Origin of the sequence: Halobacillus sp. B23F22_5 (genome assembly GCF_043497085.1) — a bacterium.
Lineage (GTDB): Bacteria > Bacillota > Bacilli > Bacillales > Halobacillaceae > Thalassobacillus.
This window is the reverse complement of sequence record NZ_JBIEKI010000025.1, coordinates 1-20,336: the sequence shown is the minus strand read 5'-3', so window position 1 is coordinate 20,336 and position 20,336 is coordinate 1. Positions and strand designations below refer to the sequence as shown.

The 20,336-nt window shown below is 40.2% G+C and carries 30 protein-coding genes and 1 riboswitch; of the genes, 15 read left to right on the top strand and 15 right to left on the bottom strand.

Going from position 1 to position 20,336, the window contains the following annotated elements; genetic code table 11:
- Nucleotides 1–51 precede the first annotated feature (51 nt).
- The 6 genes from ACGTN9_RS20090 (at nucleotide 52) to ACGTN9_RS20065 (ending at nucleotide 5,400) form a co-directional block, all read left to right on the top strand.
- Entirely contained in the window at nucleotides 52–291 is a 240-nt protein-coding gene (locus ACGTN9_RS20090) for a hypothetical protein (protein ID WP_499596224.1), read from the top strand.
- 243 nt (nucleotides 292–534) lie between these two features.
- Nucleotides 535–720: a hypothetical protein gene (locus tag ACGTN9_RS20085; protein WP_499596222.1), complete on the top strand. Its 186-nt coding sequence runs from the start codon at nucleotides 535–537 to the stop codon at nucleotides 718–720.
- 48 nt (nucleotides 721–768) lie between these two features.
- A complete protein-coding gene (locus ACGTN9_RS20080; protein ID WP_499596221.1) occupies nucleotides 769–1,071 on the top strand; it encodes a DUF4212 domain-containing protein in 303 nt (100 codons plus the stop codon).
- Between the two features lie 55 nt (nucleotides 1,072–1,126).
- Nucleotides 1,127–2,806 carry a sodium:solute symporter family protein gene (locus ACGTN9_RS20075; RefSeq protein ID WP_499596220.1) on the top strand — a complete coding sequence of 560 codons (1,680 nt, stop codon included), beginning with the start codon at nucleotides 1,127–1,129 and terminating at the stop codon, nucleotides 2,804–2,806.
- Nucleotides 2,772–4,715, top strand: a complete 1,944-nt coding sequence (locus ACGTN9_RS20070) for a DUF294 nucleotidyltransferase-like domain-containing protein (protein ID WP_499596218.1) — start codon at nucleotides 2,772–2,774, stop codon at nucleotides 4,713–4,715. The genes ACGTN9_RS20075 and ACGTN9_RS20070 overlap by 35 nt, the downstream gene beginning before the upstream one ends.
- A gap of 25 nt (nucleotides 4,716–4,740) precedes the next feature.
- Nucleotides 4,741–5,400, top strand: a complete 660-nt coding sequence (locus tag ACGTN9_RS20065) for a 3'-5' exonuclease (protein ID WP_499596216.1) — start codon at nucleotides 4,741–4,743, stop codon at nucleotides 5,398–5,400.
- A gap of 41 nt (nucleotides 5,401–5,441) precedes the next feature.
- On the opposite strand, the gene ACGTN9_RS20060 is transcribed toward ACGTN9_RS20065, so the two are convergent.
- Nucleotides 5,442–5,891 carry a hypothetical protein gene (locus ACGTN9_RS20060; RefSeq protein WP_499596215.1) on the bottom strand — a complete coding sequence of 150 codons (450 nt, stop codon included), beginning with the start codon at nucleotides 5,889–5,891 and terminating at the stop codon, nucleotides 5,442–5,444.
- 191 nt (nucleotides 5,892–6,082) lie between these two features.
- Between ACGTN9_RS20060 and ACGTN9_RS20055 the strand changes: the two genes are divergently transcribed.
- From ACGTN9_RS20055 to ACGTN9_RS20025, 7 genes are all read left to right on the top strand, one after another.
- On the top strand, nucleotides 6,083–6,853 hold the full coding sequence (locus tag ACGTN9_RS20055) for a transporter substrate-binding domain-containing protein (protein WP_499596213.1): 771 nt from the start codon (nucleotides 6,083–6,085) through the stop codon (nucleotides 6,851–6,853).
- A gap of 21 nt (nucleotides 6,854–6,874) precedes the next feature.
- Nucleotides 6,875–7,522 carry an amino acid ABC transporter permease gene (locus ACGTN9_RS20050; protein WP_499596211.1) on the top strand — a complete coding sequence of 216 codons (648 nt, stop codon included), beginning with the start codon at nucleotides 6,875–6,877 and terminating at the stop codon, nucleotides 7,520–7,522.
- Nucleotides 7,515–8,231, top strand: coding sequence for an amino acid ABC transporter ATP-binding protein (locus ACGTN9_RS20045; RefSeq protein ID WP_499596209.1), 717 nt, complete (start codon nucleotides 7,515–7,517; stop codon nucleotides 8,229–8,231). The genes ACGTN9_RS20050 and ACGTN9_RS20045 overlap by 8 nt, the downstream gene beginning before the upstream one ends.
- Nucleotides 8,232–8,346: 115 nt before the next feature.
- Nucleotides 8,347–9,480, top strand: coding sequence for an MBL fold metallo-hydrolase (locus ACGTN9_RS20040; protein ID WP_499596207.1), 1,134 nt, complete (start codon nucleotides 8,347–8,349; stop codon nucleotides 9,478–9,480).
- 76 nt (nucleotides 9,481–9,556) lie between these two features.
- The gene (locus ACGTN9_RS20035) at nucleotides 9,557–9,763 is read left to right on the top strand and encodes a hypothetical protein (protein ID WP_499596205.1); all 207 of its coding nucleotides are present in this window, start codon (nucleotides 9,557–9,559) and stop codon (nucleotides 9,761–9,763) included.
- A complete protein-coding gene (locus tag ACGTN9_RS20030) occupies nucleotides 9,756–11,435 on the top strand; it encodes a SulP family inorganic anion transporter (protein WP_499596203.1) in 1,680 nt (559 codons plus the stop codon). The genes ACGTN9_RS20035 and ACGTN9_RS20030 overlap by 8 nt, the downstream gene beginning before the upstream one ends.
- Nucleotides 11,425–11,979 (top strand): carbonic anhydrase, encoded by a 555-nt coding sequence (locus tag ACGTN9_RS20025; RefSeq protein WP_499596201.1) that lies wholly within the window; start codon nucleotides 11,425–11,427, stop codon nucleotides 11,977–11,979. Before ACGTN9_RS20030 ends, ACGTN9_RS20025 begins: the two co-directional genes overlap by 11 nt.
- 39 nt (nucleotides 11,980–12,018) lie before the next feature.
- Here ACGTN9_RS20025 and gvpU read toward each other — a convergent pair whose 3' ends face one another.
- The 12 genes from gvpU to gvpQ form a co-directional block, all read right to left on the bottom strand.
- Nucleotides 12,019–12,390, bottom strand: a complete 372-nt coding sequence (gene gvpU / locus ACGTN9_RS20020) for a gas vesicle accessory protein GvpU (protein ID WP_499596199.1) — start codon at nucleotides 12,388–12,390, stop codon at nucleotides 12,019–12,021.
- A gap of 25 nt (nucleotides 12,391–12,415) precedes the next feature.
- Nucleotides 12,416–13,012: a YtxH domain-containing protein gene (locus ACGTN9_RS20015; protein ID WP_499596197.1), complete on the bottom strand. Its 597-nt coding sequence runs from the start codon at nucleotides 13,010–13,012 to the stop codon at nucleotides 12,416–12,418.
- A gap of 38 nt (nucleotides 13,013–13,050) precedes the next feature.
- A complete protein-coding gene (locus ACGTN9_RS20010; RefSeq protein WP_499596195.1) occupies nucleotides 13,051–13,368 on the bottom strand; it encodes a gas vesicle protein in 318 nt (105 codons plus the stop codon).
- A gap of 32 nt (nucleotides 13,369–13,400) precedes the next feature.
- Nucleotides 13,401–13,700: a gas vesicle protein K gene (locus ACGTN9_RS20005; protein ID WP_499596193.1), complete on the bottom strand. Its 300-nt coding sequence runs from the start codon at nucleotides 13,698–13,700 to the stop codon at nucleotides 13,401–13,403.
- On the bottom strand, nucleotides 13,669–13,941 hold the full coding sequence (locus ACGTN9_RS20000; RefSeq protein ID WP_499596192.1) for a gas vesicle protein: 273 nt from the start codon (nucleotides 13,939–13,941) through the stop codon (nucleotides 13,669–13,671). Before ACGTN9_RS20000 ends, ACGTN9_RS20005 begins: the two co-directional genes overlap by 32 nt.
- A gap of 14 nt (nucleotides 13,942–13,955) precedes the next feature.
- Complete coding sequence (locus tag ACGTN9_RS19995) at nucleotides 13,956–14,759, bottom strand: GvpL/GvpF family gas vesicle protein (RefSeq protein WP_499596190.1); 804 nt, start codon at nucleotides 14,757–14,759, stop codon at nucleotides 13,956–13,958.
- 16 nt (nucleotides 14,760–14,775) lie between these two features.
- Complete coding sequence (locus ACGTN9_RS19990; protein WP_499596189.1) at nucleotides 14,776–15,027, bottom strand: gas vesicle protein GvpG; 252 nt, start codon at nucleotides 15,025–15,027, stop codon at nucleotides 14,776–14,778.
- Nucleotides 15,024–15,788 (bottom strand): GvpL/GvpF family gas vesicle protein, encoded by a 765-nt coding sequence (locus ACGTN9_RS19985; RefSeq protein WP_499596188.1) that lies wholly within the window; start codon nucleotides 15,786–15,788, stop codon nucleotides 15,024–15,026. Before ACGTN9_RS19985 ends, ACGTN9_RS19990 begins: the two co-directional genes overlap by 4 nt.
- A gap of 5 nt (nucleotides 15,789–15,793) precedes the next feature.
- A complete protein-coding gene (gene gvpN / locus ACGTN9_RS19980) occupies nucleotides 15,794–16,723 on the bottom strand; it encodes a gas vesicle protein GvpN (RefSeq protein ID WP_499596187.1) in 930 nt (309 codons plus the stop codon).
- A gap of 38 nt (nucleotides 16,724–16,761) precedes the next feature.
- On the bottom strand, nucleotides 16,762–17,046 hold the full coding sequence (gene gvpO / locus ACGTN9_RS19975) for a gas vesicle protein GvpO (RefSeq protein ID WP_499596250.1): 285 nt from the start codon (nucleotides 17,044–17,046) through the stop codon (nucleotides 16,762–16,764).
- An 85-nt stretch (nucleotides 17,047–17,131) separates the two neighbouring features.
- The gene (gene gvpA / locus ACGTN9_RS19970) at nucleotides 17,132–17,425 is read right to left on the bottom strand and encodes a gas vesicle structural protein GvpA (RefSeq protein WP_499596186.1); all 294 of its coding nucleotides are present in this window, start codon (nucleotides 17,423–17,425) and stop codon (nucleotides 17,132–17,134) included.
- A 27-nt stretch (nucleotides 17,426–17,452) separates the two neighbouring features.
- On the bottom strand, nucleotides 17,453–18,058 hold the full coding sequence (gene gvpQ, locus ACGTN9_RS19965; RefSeq protein ID WP_499596185.1) for a gas vesicle protein GvpQ: 606 nt from the start codon (nucleotides 18,056–18,058) through the stop codon (nucleotides 17,453–17,455).
- Between the two features lie 320 nt (nucleotides 18,059–18,378).
- Here gvpQ and ACGTN9_RS19960 point away from each other — a divergent pair, with 320 nt between their 5' ends.
- Complete coding sequence (locus tag ACGTN9_RS19960) at nucleotides 18,379–18,738, top strand: Lin0512 family protein (protein ID WP_499596183.1); 360 nt, start codon at nucleotides 18,379–18,381, stop codon at nucleotides 18,736–18,738.
- A gap of 41 nt (nucleotides 18,739–18,779) precedes the next feature.
- Here the strand turns inward: ACGTN9_RS19960 and ACGTN9_RS19955 are convergent, their stop codons facing one another.
- Together ACGTN9_RS19955 and ACGTN9_RS19950 are read right to left on the bottom strand one after the other, a co-directional pair.
- Complete coding sequence (locus ACGTN9_RS19955) at nucleotides 18,780–19,094, bottom strand: DMT family transporter (RefSeq protein WP_499596181.1); 315 nt, start codon at nucleotides 19,092–19,094, stop codon at nucleotides 18,780–18,782.
- Nucleotides 19,091–19,432, bottom strand: coding sequence for a DMT family transporter (locus ACGTN9_RS19950; protein ID WP_499596248.1), 342 nt, complete (start codon nucleotides 19,430–19,432; stop codon nucleotides 19,091–19,093). Before ACGTN9_RS19950 ends, ACGTN9_RS19955 begins: the two co-directional genes overlap by 4 nt.
- Before the next feature lie 47 nt (nucleotides 19,433–19,479).
- Nucleotides 19,480–19,575, bottom strand: a riboswitch (guanidine-I (ykkC/yxkD leader).
- Nucleotides 19,576–19,704: 129 nt separating this feature from the next.
- Here ACGTN9_RS19950 and ACGTN9_RS19945 point away from each other — a divergent pair.
- A complete protein-coding gene (locus ACGTN9_RS19945) occupies nucleotides 19,705–19,887 on the top strand; it encodes a YfhD family protein (protein ID WP_499596179.1) in 183 nt (60 codons plus the stop codon).
- Nucleotides 19,888–20,336 lie beyond the last annotated feature (449 nt).

Sequence of the window (20,336 nt, the reverse complement as noted above, 5' to 3'; positions counted from 1 at the left end):
GGCGCCTCCTTCCCGGGAACTTGTTCTAAAAAAAGGAAGGTGGATTGTTTTATGACTAGCAGTGGCTTCAATACATTAAAACCAGGAAATAACTATTCCGCTCAAGAACTGGATAGTTTCGTGTCAACGAAGGACGTATTGCTTCTTTCCAACAATGGCAGTCAATTATTCACAGAGCCGGATCGCGAATATAAAGTTATTCAGGAGTTTGAAGGTTTCTTTGAACATTCTTCTCAAGACGGAGAGAAATATTATCGGGAAAAAAAAGCTTATGTAGTTGAAAAAGTCTAAAAAAATTCATTTTACCCCAGAGAGCCATTAGATTGCTTTTCTGGGGTTTTTTTATGCCTTTTTGCAATGTATGGATATACACGTATAACTTGACAAATAAACTGTAACTTTAGAATAATAGCAATAGAATTAATTTTCTGTTATTTACTAATGAATTAAAGCATGGGAGGGGTATTATTGGTTGTTACTAACTACATATAATTTTTAACTTTTTTGATAACGCTTTCAAAGGTGGTTGAACGTATGACATGGGTTTTAATATTCGCACTGATTACAGTTGTGTCTGTAGTCATTGCATTAAACAAGAAAAAACCAGTTTTCCTGATTGTACCGTTTCTTTCGGTGTTTATTTTTATGCTGGTGAAAATCATCATGATACCGGTCCCATTTTGGGAAACGATCCGCTTCATTTTTAACCTGCGCGGCTGAACGCTTGCGCTTAACGTTTAATGCGAACATGAAAGGAGGTGACCAAACATGAAGAAAATCGAAAAAAGTGTTGCAGATGCTTATTTCCGTGCCAGAACAACCATGATCATCATTTATTTAGCTATCGGGGTTATAGTTTCTTATGGAGTAGTTCTATTTGCGGAGCCATTATCTCAAATCACCTTCAATGGTTTTCCATTACACTATTATATGGGCGCTCAAGGAGCTATTTTGACTTTCATAATCCTGCTTTTCATCAATGCTGTAGTCAGCGATAAAATTGATAAAAAATATGGCATTGATGCAAAAAGAAATGAATCCATTAGTGCAGGCAAAACAAATGATCATTAATTCCACAAAAAGATATGGATCTAGATCCAGTTGTAGATTTTAAGGAGGTCAACGTATGGATGCACAATTTCTTGTTTCTCTTACGCTAATAGTTGCCACATTCGGCCTGTACATAGGAATCGCCTTATATAACAAAGCGAAGGCTACATCGGACTTTTATGTAGCTGGACGCGGCGTCCCTCCTGTATTCAACGGCATGGCAATCGGTGCTGACTGGATGAGTGCTGCTTCTTTCATCGGGTTAGCAGGGACAGTCATGATTCTTGGCTATGATGGTTTAGCTTATATTATGGGATGGACAGGCGGCTATTTATTACTGACATTTTTACTTGCTCCCCAGCTTAGAAAATACGGACGTTATACAGTCCCGGAATTTATCGGAGACCGTTATCGCAGCAATACTGCAAGGCTGATTGCAGCGGTTGCGACAATCATCATCAGTTTCACTTATTCTGTTGGCCAGCTTTCTGGTTCCGGCGTGGTTATTGGACGTCTTCTCGAAGTGAATGCTGCTGTGGGGACTTTGATTGGCGTCGTTCTTATTGCTTTCTATTCTGCACTTGGTGGAATGAAGGGGATTACGTGGACGCAGGTGGCACAATATATTGTATTGATTATTGCCTATTTGATTCCGGTCATTTTTATGGCCTTGCAGTTGACGGGCAATCCGATGCCATGGGTCTCCTATGGACAGGTCATAGATGAAATGAGAGCACTTGATCAGGACCTCGGAATCACAGAGTATATTGTTCCATTTACAGAAGGAACAAAATGGCAATTTCTCGCTTTAATGTTTACTTTAATGGCAGGAACAGCCGGCCTGCCACACGTCATTGTTCGTTTTTATACCGTATCTACCATGAAAGCCGCTCGCTGGAGTGGTGCATGGGCTTTGTTATTTATCGGATTACTTTATTTGTCGGCTCCTGCATATGCAGCTTTTTCACGATTCATTTTAATGACTCAGGTGGCCGGGTCCTCTATCAACAACTTGCCAGCATGGACCGCGTCGTGGGTAGACACTGGTCTGCTGTCTGTTGCTGATACAAACGGGGATAACATTTTACAATGGCAGGAAATTGTGATCAGTAACGATATTGTTGTTATGGCAACACCTGAAATCGCAAACCTTGGTATTTTCGTGATTGGCTTGATGGCAGCTGGTGCCATGGCAGCAGCATTGTCTACTGCTGGTGGTTTAATGATTGCCATTTCGGCTGCATTATCCCATGATATTTATTTCCGCTCGATTAATCCGAATGCCAGTGAGAAAAAGCGTCTTCTTGTCGGACGTTGGTCAATTGTAATCGCCACTGTTGTTGCCGGCCTGGTTGCTTTAAATCCTCCAGGGGCTATTACTCAAATTGTTGCCTGGGCATTTGCTTTAGCTTCCGGATCGTTCTTCCCAGCTTTATTACTCGGTGTCTGGTGGAAACGGTCAAACGGTCCAGGTGTCATATGGGGAATGGTGGTAGGTTTATCTGTTACCCTTGGTTATATATTCGCCGCTAAATTTGGCGGATTCACGATTTTAGGCATAATTGACACAGGCGCAGGTGTATTTGGAGCCAGTGCTGCCATTTTAACCAACGTTATAGTTTCTCTGGCTACAAAAGAACCAGTTAAAGAAGTGCAGGAAGAAGTCATTGATCTTCGTTATCCGGAACAAATGACATATAGAGATGGAGAGGTCTGGATGGATGACTCAGAAGACGTACCAAACTCCACCAAGTAGTTACCGTGTCCGGGAAAGGCTTCGGCATCAACCGATTTTTCAAAAGTTGACGGATGATTACTACCATGAGTTATATAAGCAATGTGAAGAAAGACTATATCCTGATGGTGCAGTTATTGCTCATGCTCGAAAGCGTCGTGAAGGAATTTTAGTCATAACTTCTGGTACAGCAGAGGTTTATGCGGCTGCTGAAGACCAGGAAGCAGGAGAAGTGCTTGAGGTTGTCCAAGAGGGTGGTATTCTTGGTCTTGGCAGCCTCAGCAATTTTCTCGGAATTAGTAATGAGGATGCTTATTCCTACATGGTTGAAATCCGGGCTGTGGAAACTGTGGTGGGTCTTTATATCCCTTATGGAGTGCTGGAAAGGTTATGGCGGCACGAAAATATCCGTGATTATTTCCTCCATCAGGTTGTTTCAAGGCTTAAGGATGTATACGTGTCATTGGCAGAGCAGGTGAGGCTTGCCCACGAATTGGGTGAGAGTGATCCATTCCTGTTGCGTGTCCAGGATATTATGACTAAACCTGCAACTGCGGTCGATCGCTATGTGACGATACAAGAGGCGGCTGAAAAGATGATAGGTGAAAAAGCAAGTTCCATTGTTATCACAAATAATGGGCGATTAGAAGGAATTATTACCGAGAAGGACTTTGTGAACCGAGTAGTTGCCCGTAATAAGTCGGTCGCTGAGCATGCTGGGACGATCATGACTAAACAACCGTACCAAATACATCGTTCTGATTATTACTATCATGCACTATCTGAAATGATATTAAGAGGAGTCAAGCATCTGCCAGTAGTGGATGGGGAAGAGAAGGTAGTCGGCATGATTACCATGGCTGACCTTCTGCGAAAGAAAAACCGTCAAATGTTTTCGGCAATCAAGAAAGTCGAGGAGACAGAGGCAGAGCATTTAAGCGAAGTCAAAAAAGAAATTTATGACATATTGGCATTGCTGATTCGTGATAATGTTCCATCATTACATGTACTGGATGTTTTGACTCAACTTTACGACCGTCTGACGAAGCGGGCAGTAACGATTGCCATCGATACCTTGAAACAGAAAGGCTTAGGGGAGCCTCCTGTGGCATTCGCCTGGTATCAGATGGGAAGTGCCGGTCGAGGGGAACAGTTTGTTTTGACAGACCAGGATCATTTTCTCGTTTATGAAGACGTCGAGGAACTCCATCAAAAAGAAGTGGATGATTATTTTGTAAAGCTGGGAGAAGAAATAACCGCTTATCTTGAACAAGCCGGGTACGAACGATGTAAAGGAAAGATGATGGCTAGTGAACCGATGTGGCGTGGGTCGTTGGGGAAGTGGAACGAAACCTTAAGAAAGTGGGCGATGAGGTCCACAAATGATACCCTGCTGCTGGCACAGAACTTTTTTTCTTTCCGCAAACTTTACGGTTCGGATGATTTACATACGGAATTCATTCGGATGGTAAGGGAAGATCTTAAAAGATCAAGCATCTTTTTATATCGATTAGCCCAGGTCGAAAAAGAAAACCAAATACCTAGTTTAGAACAGCCGATAAGGGCTCTTTTAAGAATTGACCGAAAGCAGCTTGACCTGAAAAAACAAGTCTTATTTCCTTTTCACCATGCTTTACAAATCCTTTCCCTTTCTCATCATATTCTGGAAGGTACAACGATTGAAAAGCTTGATGCATTAGTTGAAAAAGATATCATCACTGATTGGCTGGCTACAGATTTAAAGCATGCCTTGTCCCAGGTGATGGACCTATATATTAAGCAGAAATGGGAAAGTATTTCAGTTGGTAAGGCCCCGTCTTCTATTGTAACTTTTTCTCAGTTGTCAACACGTGACAAAGAAAAGCTGATACGAGCTTTAAAAGAAATGAGAAAACTGCAAACAACTATGTTGAGCCGGTATTCGCTTTAAGGGGAATGGGAGGAGATAAACAGCTATGATAAAAAAAGCGAAACGATTCCATTTTAATTTGAAAGATGACATTCCCTTATCGACAAAGCTGGAAGATATCAACTTTCAAGTCGTTGATACAGAAGCTACGGGTTTTCATGTTCAAAAACAAGATCGCATGATTGAAATAGCCTCGGTGCCGGTTCGACAATTAGTTGTAGAAGAAAAGAAAGTGTTCCAGACCTATGTAAACCCTGAAACGAAGATACCTGAACAAATTGTCAAGTTGACAGGGATACAGGATAGGGACGTGGAGAGTGCACCAGCTGCTTATCATGCAATCAGCGGTTTTTTTCAAGAGGCGGAAGCAAATAAGGCTACCTGCCTCATCGGTCATCATATTCAGTTCGATCTAACCCTAATAAAATGTGAAATGTCACGGGCAGGGTATAAATTTCCCAAGCCGAGAGCAGTAGATACCCTCAGTTTATTGAAATATTTGTATCCTACAGAAGGCAGAAAAGATCTGATTGAATACGCAGATATGTTGAATACAAAGGTATACGAACGTCATACCGCCTTAGGAGATGCTTTGACTACTGCGCACCTTTTTTGTGAAGCGATAGCAGGAATACAAGATAGAGGGCATAAAACATGGGGATCTCTACTGCAAGTCACCGCTGTTAAAAACAGAATGTTCTACTAATAAGAAAAAGACGAACTTTCTAAAACGAGTTCGTCTTTTTCTTATTGGCGGATGAAGCCTTCTTCCTTCAAATAAGCTTCCGCTTCATTATATGTTTCAAAACTTTCTTCTAACATATCGCCAGTATAAATGTTCCAAAAATAGTCTTCCTGGACAAGGAGTAGTGACTCATCCTCTGGTCCTTTCCATACTTGCTGGTGGGATATTTCCGCATCACTCGATAAGTTAGCGATAGAAGCTTCAACAATATTACGGAGTTCTTTTTCATTATAATCCCTTATATTGACCAGGCCCTTTTGATTAGAATCAAATTCATCCATGTCTCCTGTATAAACAAAACCATTTCCATTTGGGTGGATGTGATAAGCAACAATGGTTTTATCGAATACGCTCCCGTAGAAATGAAAGTTCACTCTTCCGAGCGAGACATCTTTACGAGTTAACTCTGCGAATTCTTCAAGAATAGATATTTTTTGTTCAAAGCTAAGCATTGCAATCCTCATTTCTTCTCAAGTTGTTTGCTCATTATAGCATAACTCATCAATTAGTGGATACAACATAGCTTAAATCTATTTTTATGCATATTATTGAATAATAACACAAAATAACCCTTGACTACGGGTTGTTATATGTATTAATATACCTTTTGTGTTAATAAAAATACATAGGGGGTTATTTCAACATGAAGAAATTCTCAGCTATCATTTTAGTATTGATGGTGGCATTACTTGCAGGGTGTGCCGACGGGGAGCAAAAAGCGGAAAGTGCCCAAAAAACATTAGTTATGGGGACCTCAGCAGATTATAAACCATTCGAGTATATCGACACGGCAAACGGTAGGGAGATTATTGGCTTTGATATTGATATTGCCAAGCGAGTACTGGATAAAATGGGGTATGATTTAGAAATAAAAAATATGGAATTCAATGGTTTGATTGCAGCATTAAACAGCAATAAAGTCGACTTTGTGATGGCAAGTATGACACCGACAGAAAAAAGGAAAAAGGCCGTGGATTTTTCTGATATCTACTATGTTGCTAATGATGCCATTGTGAGTAAGAAAACTGATGATATCAAGGCAGTGGATGACTTGAAAGGCAAAAAACTCGGTATTCAATTGGGGTCCATTCAGGAAGAAACCGCGGATGAATTGAAAAAAGAAGTCGAAGGCATGCAGGTGACTGCACGTGATACGATTCCGCAACTAATCCAGGAAATGAAAGCAGGGCGAATTGACGCAGCAATCGTAGAAACTACTGTATCAAAAGGTTACTTAGAAAAAAATGAAGAACTGAGTGAATTTATCATTGAAGATGAATCAGAGGTACAAGGGGCAGCTGCCGCTTTTCCAAAAGGAAGCGATTTGACAGAGCAGTACAATGAACATTTACAAGAGATGAAACAAAACGGGGAGATTGAAGAGCTGGCTAAAAAATGGTTTGGCGGCGAGTAAATAGAAGGAGTTGTATGCAACATGAGTGACATCCTGCCATCTATTCCGTTCATTATAAAAGGAATAGGTGTAACACTACAATTTGTTATTGTTTCTGGAATTATCGGTTTTTTAATCGGGGTATTGCTTGCATTGGCTAAGCTTGGAAAGCGGAGTATATGGAAGGTTCTTGCTGATGCTTATACATCGTTTTTCCGAGGAACGCCGCTTATCCTTCAGCTTGTCTATGTATATTTTGTCATTCCCCAAGTGACATCATGGGATATTACAGCTTTTGCAGCCGGGGTAATTGCCTTCTCATTAAATTCGGCAGCTTACGTGTCTGAAATCATCCGGGCTGGAATCCAGGCAGTGGATAAGGGACAATTCGAGGCAGCTAAAGCATTAAATGTTCCTTACCGAACCATGATGCAAAAAATCATCCTGCCACAAGCAATCAAATACATCTTGCCTGCTCTGATGAACGAATACATCACGCTTTTGAAAGAGTCAGCGGTCGTTTCTGTCATAGGGGCCATGGACATAATGAGACGTGCGCAGATCGTATCGGCGGATACCTTCAACTATTTAGGTCCGCTGACGGTGGCGTTGGTCATTTACTTTTTAATGGTAAGAATACTGACCTTATTCGGGGCAAAATTGGAGCAAAGGATGAGTTTTAGTGATTAAGGTAACGAAGCTTGATAAATCTTTTAAAAATACAAAGGTATTGAATGCAATATCCACCGAGATTGTAAAAGGAGAAGTAGTGGCTGTCATCGGACCTTCTGGCTCTGGGAAATCCACTTTCCTTCGTTGTTTAAATGGACTGGAAATGCCTACTGCAGGAGAGATAAAAGTTTCGGAGGTGCCCATATCAAATAAGTCATTGAATGAGATTCGTGCCAAAACCGGGATGGTGTTTCAGCATTTTCATCTTTTTCCACACCTGACCGTATTAGACAATCTTACTTTTGCTCCTATTCAAGTAAAGGGGATGGATAGGCATGAAGCTGAATCTCAAGCATTAGAACTATTGGAAACTGTAGGATTATCTGACAAAAAAGGTGCTTATCCTAACCATTTGTCCGGTGGTCAAAAGCAGCGTGTGGCGATCGCCAGGGCTCTTGCCATGAAGCCTGAAATCATGCTTTTCGACGAACCTACATCAGCTCTTGATCCAGAGATGGTCAAAGAAGTATTGGATGTGATGAAGAAACTTACCCGCACGGGTATGACAATGGTAGTAGTCACCCATGAGATGGGTTTTGCGAAAGAAGTCGCTGATAAAATACTTTTCCTGGATCATGGCTCAATCGTGGAAGAAGCGCTTCCGAGTAAATTTTTCAGTAAGCCAGGAACTCTTCGCGCCCAAGACTTTCTTAATAAAGTACTTTAAAAAAGAATGCTGACGATCGTCGGCATTCTTTTTGTGTTGACAGAAAGCGTTTTCTTTTGTAATATACCCATAGGGGTTACGGTAATTTAAAAAATTAAAAGAGGTGCGTTTAAAAATGACTATGAAAGCAATCACAAGTGAAGAACTATTGGAAAAGGTATTAAATAAGGAAGAAATATTTATTTTTGATGTTAGGAATGTGAAGAATTTCGAAGACTGGAAAGTGGAAGGAAGCGTCATCGAATATTTGAACATCCCGTATTTCGAGTTGATTGATGGGGTTGGGGGTATATTAGATAAAATTTCAGCCGACAAAGAGATTATTGTAGTCTGTGCGAAAGAAGGATCTTCTAAAATGGTAGCTGAAATGTTAAGTGATGAAGGCTTAGAAACATCCTATCTGGCTGGGGGGATGAAGTCGTGGAGTGAACAGCTGTATAAAACAAAAGTTTATCAAGATGAGGATATGAAAGTATATCAATTCATTCGTGCCGGAAAAGGCTGCCTGTCTTATATGGTCGTTTCCGGAGATGAGGCACTTATCGTGGATCCAGCCAGGTTTGTTGATGAATACCAGATGGCCGCTGAACAAGATGGTGTCCAAATCACTCATATTGTAGACTCTCATTTACATGCCGATCATATTTCAGGCGGACGCAAGCTGGCTGAAATGACTGGTGCTAACTACTATTTAATGAAGAGTGAAGGTGCAATCTTTGATTTTAAACCCCTTGAAAATTACGAAAAAATTAAGTTCGAGAACGTAACCCTTGAAGTAATTGCGCTAAAAACTCCAGGTCATACACCAGGCTCTGTTTCATTTTTTGTAAATGACAAACTGCTATTTTCTGGCGATACGATCTTTGTCAGTGGCTTGGGACGTCCTGATTTAGGTGGAAAGGTGAGAGAGTGGGCGAAAGACCTTTACGATTCCATTTCCAACAAAGTATCGCAAATTGCGGATGAGGTCATTGTATTGCCAGCCCACTATGCTGACTTGGAAGAAGAAATCAATAAAGATGGGTTTATTGGAGAAAAACTAGGCGATATCCGCAGTAAGAATGAAGTGATGGTTAACCAAAGTGAAAAGGACTTTGTCGAGTTCGTTGCGCAATCTGCAAGCTCTGAAACTCCTCCGAACTTTGAAGAAATCATTGCGCTGAACCGGGGAACCGAAGAAGCTACTCAAGAGAGACAGCAAGAATTAGAAATAGGACCTAACCGCTGTGCTGTCCATCATACCAGCTGACAACAGCTGATGTATAAATAAAAAAGAAAATCAAAATATAAAGAGACGACGATTAAACTTTTGGGAGGAAAAGGACATGAAAAAAATACGAACCAGAGAAAAATGTCCGTTATGCCAAATGTCATTAGAAATAGACCTTAATGAAGTAAATAAACATATTATCGTAAAAGAATGCCCTGCCAAGCATTATAGGAAAGAAATCCATCCTTTGTTAGGGACAACCTTTGAATATTATAAGGATACTGATAAAACGGATGAAATTGGGGTGGGGTTAGATGCTTAAAAACTTCATGCCTAACAATCACTGGATTGCCCATTATAATAAAGACTTTTTAAAAAGTGACTTTTCAGCAGGGTTGATTGTAGCGATTATGCTAATTCCGCAAGCCATGGCCTATTCTATGCTGGCAGGGCTGCCACCTGTAATTGGTCTTTACGCGTCAACGATACCGCTGATCATATATGCCCTTCTGGGTTCATCACGTCAATTGGCAGTAGGCCCCGTAGCAATGGTTTCGCTGCTTGTTTTATCAGGTGTGTCGACGTTAGCTGAGCCTGGATCGGATCAGTTCATAGCATATGCTCTTTTACTGTCTTTGATGGTAGGGGTCATACAGTTGAGTATGGGGTTGTTCCGATTAGGGTTTATCGTAAATTTCCTTTCTCATGCCGTAATAAGTGGATTTACTTCGGCAGCCGCTTTAATTATTGGATTCAGTCAGTTGAAACACCTGTTGGGCGTAAAGCTCGAAGGTGGAAAAAATGTGTTCCTGCTTTTATTTGATGCGTTCCAAAAAATAGGGGTTATCAATTGGATTACGTTCGCGATAGGAATCGGAAGTATTATTGTTTTGATTTACTTTAAAAAGAAATTTCCTAAATTCCCTGCCCCACTGTTGGTGGTTGTAGGAAGTACATTAGTGGTTTATTTCTTTAACCTGGAAGAGCATGGGGTCAGTATCATCCGAGAAGTTCCAGGAGGTTTGCCAGGCTTCAGTCTACCTGCTTTCAGTGTTGACTCCATAACAGCCTTATTACCGATTGCCTTGACGATCTCATTTGTCGGGTTTATGGAATCGATAGCTGTAGCTAAGACAATTGCATCTAAAGAAAAATATAAGGTAGACTCGAACCAGGAACTGACTGGTTTAGGAGCTGCTAATATTGTCGGTTCCTTCTTTTCCGCTTCACCAGTTACTGGAGGATTTTCACGTACAGCCGTCAACTACCAGGCTGGTGCAAAATCCGGACTTGCGTCGGTAATCACCGCAGTATTGATCATGCTTACGCTTTTGTTCTTTACCGATTTATTCTATTATCTTCCTAATGCCGTTTTAGCGGCTATCATCATGGTAGCGGTTTTTGGGTTGATTGATGTAAAAGAAGCAAAACACCTTTTCCGCATTAAACAATCCGATGGGTGGGTGCTGGTCATAACGTTCTTTGCCACATTGCTTACCAGCATTGAGGCCGGAATATTGATTGGGGCAGGGGCGTCGCTATTGTTATTTATTTGGCGCAGTGCATACCCACACACAGCAGAGCTTGGGTATATTGAAGAAGAAGACATATTCAAGAACGTAGATCGATATGAACATGCAAAGATGTTTAAAGATACGCTGGTTTTCCGTATCGATGCTTCCTTATATTTTGCAAATTTAGCTTTCCTGGAAGAGCGATTACGGAAAGAAATCAGCGATAAGGATGACATCAACCGTGTTGTGCTTGATTTCTCAGGCGTAAACGCGATTGATGCAGTAGCTATCGATGAATTGGAAAAGTTAATGGATGAGTATAAAGAAGCCGGGATAGATTTTCATCTGGCACATGTGAAAGGTCCAGTGATGGATTTATTGAAACGGGCCGGGTGGAAAGAAAAATATGGAGAAAAAATAGAGTATTTGACACTCCACCAGGCATTACAGCCCTTAAGGGGGTCATTCCATGTCTCCTGATCAATTAGTGAAGGGCAACGAAACTTTTAAAGATAAGATATTGAAAGAGGATCCAGCTTATTTCGATAAGTTGAAGGAAGGTCAGACACCAGAATTTTTTGTGGTGGCATGCAGTGATTCCCGTGTCAGTCCATCGGTCATTTCTGAAACACCGTTAGGAACGATGTTCGTTCATCGCAATATCGCTAATCAAGTGAATGTAAATGATGAAAGTTTAGCTGCCAGCCTTTATTATGCACTCGTGCATTTAAAAGTAAAAAAAATTATCATTAAAGGTCATACTGGATGTGGCGGGGTAGCCGCTGCTAAGGATGGAAATGAGGAACCTTATTTAAAGGGTTGGATCAAGGGAATCAGGAAAGGTTTTCAGTCACAAAACCGTTCGCCACAAGACGAATTGAATGAGCTTGTAAAAGCAAACATCAGAGAACAGATAGAAAAGATGAAGCAACATCCTGTTTATAAGAAATATGGAAAAGACACGGAATTGGCAGGGTACTTGTTCCACCTGGAAACCGGGGTACTAGAAGAATTATCAACGTAACAAAAAAGGATGAACCTAATTACGGTTCATCCTTTTTAATTACTTATCTTTTGCAATGGTTCCGAGAAAGAAGCCCTCTACTTCAGACAGCTTTCCTCGCCATAAGAATTTTCCTTTTGATGGTGTTGGGTTGCTGTCACCACAATAAACTTGTGCTTCTTCCAAGTGAATGAAGTTAGCTTCCTCATCATTGCTTTTAGCTGCACTTTCACTGGCACCCTGTAGTTGTTCGCTTAATGATTGAGCCACGTCATTTCCGTCCTGAAAGTTTTCGCTTACTTTTTTGAAGTAACTCTGGGCGGAAATAGTAGTTCCTGTTACAAGTGCACCATTTACATTAAGCGTAATAGCTAATGAGAAATCATGTTTATTTGCAGCTTTAACATACATGGCCAGCACATCATCACTCATACCTTCTACCTCCTCACGACCTGGATTATTTTGCTGTATCGTCGTTTGACTTTAGGGTAGTTTCACCTTCGTTTTGCTGTTTGTTATTATTCTTAGATTGAGTAGTGTTTTTCTTATTGTTTTTTTGTTTATTCTCTGCGTTATTGCTTTCTTGAGTATCTCCGTCTTGTTTGTTCTGTTCTGTTTGCTGTTTTTGAGGAGATTCTGTTTCTGTAGTAGCAGCAGCTTCATTCTGGCCTTCTGCAGTTTGATCTTTGTTTTCTTCTTCATTTGATTCTTCATCTTTGTTCTTTTTGAATTTACTTGTCAGCTGCTGAGATTTTTCTGTTGTGCTGGTTTTCAAGTCATTAAATTTTGTCTTAGTGGAATTTCCAAATTGCTTGCTTTTGTCTACTACATTACCTGTCTGGGTAGAAATATCATTTCTCAATTCCTTACCGGTTTTTGGAGCGAAAAGCAGACTGGTTGCGGCTCCAATTACGCTGCCTACAAGCGTACCAGTCATAACGTCTTTTCTTCGCATGGACTGCTTTGCTTTCTGAGTTTGGTCTTTTGCTTCATTCTTCGCTTTCTCAGTTTGATTCTTTGCTTCTTCCTTGAGTTGTGTTTTTTGTTCTGCCATGATTAATTCCTCCTTGAATATAATAAATAATTAATAATTTATACTAAACGATTATCTTGCGCCATTTTCTTTTCCAGCGCATCAATTCGTTTTTGCAATTGATCATTTTCTTCTTTTAAATCATCTTGATGTTTTTCAGCAGCTTTAGAAGTAAGATATGGGTCTGTTTCCCACCAATCCATACCGATTTCTTTCGCTTTATCGACAGAGGCTACAATCAACCGGATCTTGATTGATAAAAGTTCAACATCTGCGATTCCTACACGGATATCTCCGGCAATGACAACGCCTTTATCCAATACGGTTTCCAGTACATCTACCAGATTACTAGATTGAGTGGACTGTTCTATTGCCATGTTCAACACCTCCTTGAAAGTGCTCTCAGTAGTTAGAGTAAATTGCCAAGAGGACCTAAATCGATATTTAAATCTTCATCCTCAAGCTCGAAAATTTCCTTAAGTTCATCCATTTTTACTTCCAAATTCATAAGAGCCACTCCGAGCCTTTCGATTTCTTCTTCGGTTAGTGTGCCTCCGTCGACCCTCCGGATAGCCTGGCGTTCGACCAGCTGCCGGAGCAGTTCGATGACTGTCAGGACAAGTTGTGCCAGACCTTGTTCGGCGCCTTGTGAATCCAGGTTGATTCTGCCGCTTTTCTCAGGACGATGATCCAGTTTTGTTTGTGACACGGTCCAATTCCTCCTTTTCCTTATCAAATTGTTTGGAGGATAATAGGCCATCTGAGTCAAGTTTCGATTGGACAAGTGTTTCTACTGAAGAAATTAAGAGCTTCAGGTCAAGATAAACTAAGTCGATACCAGCAATTGATATAATAATGTCTCCCTTGATGGCCACACCCTTGTCCAAAACCACATCTAAAATATCAATAAGTGCAACATCTTTATTTTCGAACTCTTTTCTCTGTGCCATGAATCCCCCTCACTTTACGTCAGTTTGGCGAAATGATAAGCGGGCCAAGGTCCGGTAAGCTCAAATTGGAAACCATTTTCTTTCCATTCCTCTTGCAGGTGCTTCACCTGGCTTAAGAAATCTTCTACCTTCGTTTCCTTAAGCAAATAGACACTGTTCCAGCACATTTCGTCTGATCTTCCTGTAACATCTTTACTCCAATTTTTCTTTATATCCGTTTTTTCACTATAAGAAGCCAACTGATCATGGATGCGGGAGGAGTGGTTTTCTTTATCCTTCTCCAGTTCCTGATCGATAAGATGATCCAGCTTACGCTTTTCTAAATATTGTCTTCCAGGTGACATTTGTTCAATTTCTTTTTTCTTTTCTTCTATAGTCAAATTGTGAGCAGATGTACGCTCCCTTAGCGCATCATTGTCACAATATATTTTCAAGTTCCATTCCTCTTTATCTGAAAGCCATGCAAGCAAATCAGACATTTTTTTGTGATGTTCTTTTATTGTGCTCTCTAAACTCTCATACCCTGAATAAATCGTACTAAACTTCATAGGGATAATGGTATATTTTTCATGCAGTTTGGTGACTGCCTCATGGTGATGAAATGCCTTTTCATGAAGCCACTCTACATCTGATGTTTTTTCTTCCAATGCAGATTGGTTAAATTCACTTTCTTCCAAGTTACATACGACTGCATCAATCCCATCAAAGGAGAGGGTGTATAATTCATGCTCGTCATCTAAACCTTTGAAAGAGGGAAGAGGTGTAGTGGATTTTTCGTTTGTTGGTATGATGCCGTATAAATAAATTAGTTCTGCCATTAGTGCTTCCTCACTTTCAACGCTTAGTCAATTCATTCCATTGTTCCATTTCACGTCTTTTTGCTTCTTCATACCTGATAAGCAAATCATTCTCTTGTTGTTTATAGGCTTCTTCAGAAATCTCATCTAATTCATACATCATCTGAAGGTGTACTAATTTTTTTTGAATCGTATCTAAATCATAAAGTTCTTTATCCACTTCTTCCTTTACCTTTTCTCCGACTTTTACAACCAGATTCAATGGGGAAGTGAATAACTTATGAATCATGCGTTTTCCTCCACTTTTAATTTTATATTGATAAAGTTGTATGCTGGCCAAGGTCCCGTATATTTGAAATCGACCTTATCTTTCCACTTATCGTGTAATTCATTAACCTTTTCATCAAACTTTTCTTCCTTGTTACTGTCTATGAGATAGGCACCATTCAATAGCATTTTTTCACCGATGGGTTCATTTACTTCAGCAGCTACAGCTATATTTTTTAACTCTTCGTGAATTTCTTTTTCGATATCCTGCTGAACGGATTGGAAAAACTTCGATGCCATTTCACCAAGTTCGATTCGATCAAAATACCCTGCTGCTTCGGTTTTCTTATTGACCGTTTGTTTCTGCTTTGTAACTTCAGGGTTCTTATTGATTTCTTTTTGAAGCCACTCCTTTTTACCGATGACTTTCAAGCCTAATTCGATTTTGCCTTTTATTTTTGGAAATAGCTCTTCGAATTGAGGGTATAAGCTTTCTGATAAAGCAACAACATCCTCTTTAGAATTAAATACATTTCCAAAACTGATTGGAACCACTGTATCCATTTTTTTCATCACATCGGATATGACGTTTTGGTGCATCATTAAATTCTCTTTGCTCGGGTGGTAAATTTTCATTGGCATTTCAGCCGCCACCATAGCTGAATCTTTGTAGTGAATGGTAAAAACCTTTCGTGTTTCACCCTCAAAGTCGATCGTTCCAAAGTCATGTTCTTCATTCGTTTGTATGGCACAAAATATATAGATTCCTGTTTCATTATCCATTCATATCACCCAACCTTGATTTTTTTACAAGCTTCTAAAAGCTTTTCTCTCATTTCTGGCTGTTGATCCTTTGGTGTACAAGTTTGTAGTGGAAACCAAGTAATATCAAGGCAAAGTTCCTGGAACTCTTCATCCTCACCATCAATAGAAATGTCATGCTTTTCTGCCATTTCTGCAATCATGATGGAAGCACGAAGACTCGGCCCTTGAAGCTGGTCATTACTCTCACATAACTCCCTGGCTGTAACTACGAAATTTACAATCGACTCAGCTGCGTTTTGGGATAAACTCGTTTTACTCGTAACTGCAGTTACTTCTGCCTGATGATCCATATGATCCAATGGTAATGTGATCATTCGATCCAATAAAGCATCCTGAGATTGGAATACCCCTGCATACTCAGCTGGATTACTTGTAAAAATTACCGAAAAATCAGGGTGAACCCGGATAAAGGCATCTTTCCTCTTAGTTCCATACAAAGGGAGTATTCTCTCTTCTAATATAGAAAGAAAAATATTATTAGCTTCAGGCTGTGACCTGGTGAATTCGTCGTAGACCAAAGTATATCCATTTTTTACAGCTTCGAGCAGCTTTCCATCTGTCCAGGATTCTGTAACGTTTTCTTCTGTTTTGTAGACAGTTCTGATAAAATTATCTTTTACTTTGCTGCTTTGGTAACCTGTAAAAGCCCCGATCAGATCCTCATTTGATAATTCCTTATTTCCATTTATAAGCATGACAGGGCGTTTGCGTTGTTTGGCGATAAAAAGAGCCAGTGTTGTTTTTCCGATTCCTGATGGTCCTGTGAAATGCACCGGATAACCGGAAGAAAGATACCTTAGTGAACGTTTGATCAGCCCCTGGTAATAAGCAGAGTGTTTATATACTTCATTATTGATATGGGGCTGCTGTTTAGCTTCTTTCAATACGGTCATTCGTCATCCTCCTAAAACTTCGGAGATCCAGGCGGCTATCATGATGACTGCTGATCTTCCAAGTCACTGCGATATCGTAAACTGATTCTGGAAAACCCCGTGATTTCTGCGTTGTTATCTAAAAATACTTCATAAAGGCCAATCATTTGATCATTGGCATACTTTTTCATATATTCCTTTTCCTCAATGACTTCGACCATGGCTTTCCAGCCTGCTTGCTTTTCTTCACTGTCTTCTTCCTTATGTTTGCGGACAGAGATTATCTTATGGGGAGGTGCTATATTTTCAGTGAAAAATTGATTTACTTCATCCATTACTTTCATAAGACTCACAATCACCCTCACCTTTATTTAATAATATTTCATAACATAGGTTGGAGTCAGAGACAGCGCTCTGACTCCGGAACCATTAAATACTGAATTCACTACGCTCGTTATTTTGAGAATTGGAAGGACTGTCTGTACGGGCAGATAGACGGTCTGATAAACCATCTTCTTCTACCTCATCGCGTAATAGTCCAACCGCTTCCGCATAACGCAACCAAGTATCCACACTTGCAATGACAACGCGTGCTTCTACGGTAATTAATTCAATACCTACGACTGAGACTCGTGCAAAGGCATCAATGACAATCCCTTTGTCTAAAATTCGGTCAATAACCTCTGCCAAGCTACTGCTATCGGTTGATTTTTGTACTGCCATAAATAAAATACCCCTTTCTTTAATTTCCTAACTGGAAGTTTTTGTATTTGAAGGGTGTTTGATATCATTAGCGCTTTTGATATTGGTGGAACTCTTGATGTCTGTGGCGCTTTTGATATCATTTGCGCCTTTGATATCATTGACCCCTTTTATCTTGTTACTAGACTTTCCATTGGTTTTTTTGCTCATTTCCTCTTGAAAGTCCTCACCAGCTTCTTTTACCCCGGATAACTTCTCGCGAAACTTCAGCAATGCGTTTTGCGCTTTTTCCTGCACTTTTTCAGCATTGGAATGAACTTTATCTGCGTTTTCATCTTTAGCTTCCTGTAAATTCTCTGAAGCTTCGTTTACTTTATCCTGCATACTTTCCTTAAAATGCTCTTTCATTTGATCGGCCATTTCATCTTTGATTTCTTCTTGTGTTTCTTCTTTTAGATCTGTAGGGTCATCAGCTCGATCTACGATTCTTGCTACTCTCGGGAGTTTATCTTCCACAAATTCAGTGGATTGCTTCACCCCTTTTTTCATCTTCTTCCTTACTTTGGGAAGCAGCAGGGAAGAAGCAGCAAGGGTAAGCCCCCCAGCTAAACTGGTTGTTCCTGCATTTTCTTTCACTTTATCCGTTTTGCTCATACACGACCTCCTTTTGGAAGTTTTCCCAAAATAATGAATCGGGATGACCCTTACTGTTGTTGATACCCCATCTTTATGGATGAAAACTAGGTCAAATTTAGTGATATATTTCAATTGGAAATAAAATCCTTATTTATTAAAGAGAAATAAGAGGATAACAGCCGGAATAGGCTATAAATTAGCTGTGAGTAGTATATTGTTACGGATATTACAAAAATATTATTTTGACTAAATAGGGGATTTAACATCCCGGATAACGGATATGTGACAAGTAAAGACAGTCCTAAAGAATAATTATGAATCGAAAGGAGCATGAAATTATGGATAAAATTCTATTCATCCAGACAGGTATGGGTATCGATGTGCACGGACAGAACGTTACAAAAGCTTCCCTGAGAGCTATTCAGGATGCTATCAACTTCAACTCGATGCCAGGTATTGAAGAAGCTCTGCCCGAAAACTCCTTAGATAATATGAAGGTGAATGTCAAACTTGCTATTCCTCGCGATCAAGGTCAATTAGATGAAAGCGAAGTCAAACAAGCTATTCCGTATGGCACAGTATCCGTGGAAGTAGTAGACGGTGGGATGGCTACTACAAGTGGAATCATTTTAGAGGATAAAGATGACAGAAACGATCTTATGTATATGGTAAATGCATCTATCGAAGTAGGATATTGATGAAAGATTAAAACAGGCTGCCCCAACTGAGGCAGCCTGTTTTATGAAACAACCCTTAATCCGATGGTCGCTATGATAATGACAGTAATAAAGAAAATACGTTTCCAGTCACTTGGTTCCTGATAAAAGACCATCCCAAGAATGGTACTGCCAACCGTACCGATTCCTGTCCATACTGCATAAGCTGTACCCATCGGAAGGTTTTGCATGGCAAGTTTCAAGAATAAAAAACTGGAGGCCATCAAAATAAGCATGGATAATAGGGTAGTCAGCTTCCGATCACGGTTAACTTTATTGATCATTACAACTCCGCTCATTTCAAACGCTCCTGCAACAATTAAGTAAATCCAACTCATTGAACTCTACCTTCCTGAGCTGTATCTGCAGTCACGACCTTTAAACCTATGATACCGACAAGCAATAGGCCGATCCATAAAACTTTAGAAAGTTGAAAAGGAACACCAAAGAACAAGATTTCTGACAGTACAGTACCGGCTGTCCCCAACCCTACAAAGACTGCATAAACTGTTCCAACTGGAAGAGTCCGTCCAGCAGTAACTAAGTAATAAAAGCTGACAACCATAGCTATCACTGTAGCTGTCCATTCCAATGCACTATCAGCATGTTTCAGCCCAATGACCCAGCCAACTTCAAATCCGGCAGCGAGCACCACTTTCAACCATGTTCCATTCATTTTCATTCCCCATTTCTTCATAAAAAAAGAGAGATACCTCTGTGGATATCTCCCGGGCTTTTGTCCCTCCGTGTCACAGCTTCGCTGTGCGCTCCCTCTCGGACCTGACCAATTAAGCATGCGGAACCCTAGAGAGCAATTATTATAATTATCACTAATATGTAAGTGAATTTCAAGGAGAACAATATAGAAATAGGAAAAGTGAGCATCCGATTATTTTGTTGTAGCTTACATATAATAACCCTAATGAAAAAGGAAAAGGGGTGGAAATAATGGGTAGAGATGATCATCGTAAAGCGAATGGGAAAAACGATTCCTCACTTCCGCAAACTCCTAAGTATGCGAAGAAAGCTCATGCACGTGATGTTGAATTCTCACAAGAATTCGCTGATCATGAAGATAAAGAAGCACAAGCACGCTCACGAGCAGCAGATGACCGTATGAAAAATAAATAAGAAAAGTAATAAATAGGTCCGTTCTCTTTAATATCTGTCTATGGATAGGGAGGAGATCGGGCCTTTTCCTATGTCTGGGTGAAGAAGGATTTATCCTTATTGATAGCGAAATAACAATTAAGAAGCTAATTAAGGTAAGGCACTATTAAACCTCTGTACTGCTCTTACATATAAGCTCCCTTTTGCTGAAGACTCAGTTTCGAGAGAAACTGTTTCTGTTACGGTTGAGAACCTCTGGAGGTCCGGGAAATCACTCGCTTTCCATGGGCGTACGGTGAGCTTCCTCAGGCTTCGCCTTCCGGGATCTCACCATCTACTTTAATCCCATAGGAGTCTCGCAATTTCCCCATAACCGTCAAGCTAACAATGAGTGTTGCGAAAAGAGAGTTATGACCGATCTCTTTTTCAATATTTTTCCAACCATAACCTTAACTTTCACTATACAAATT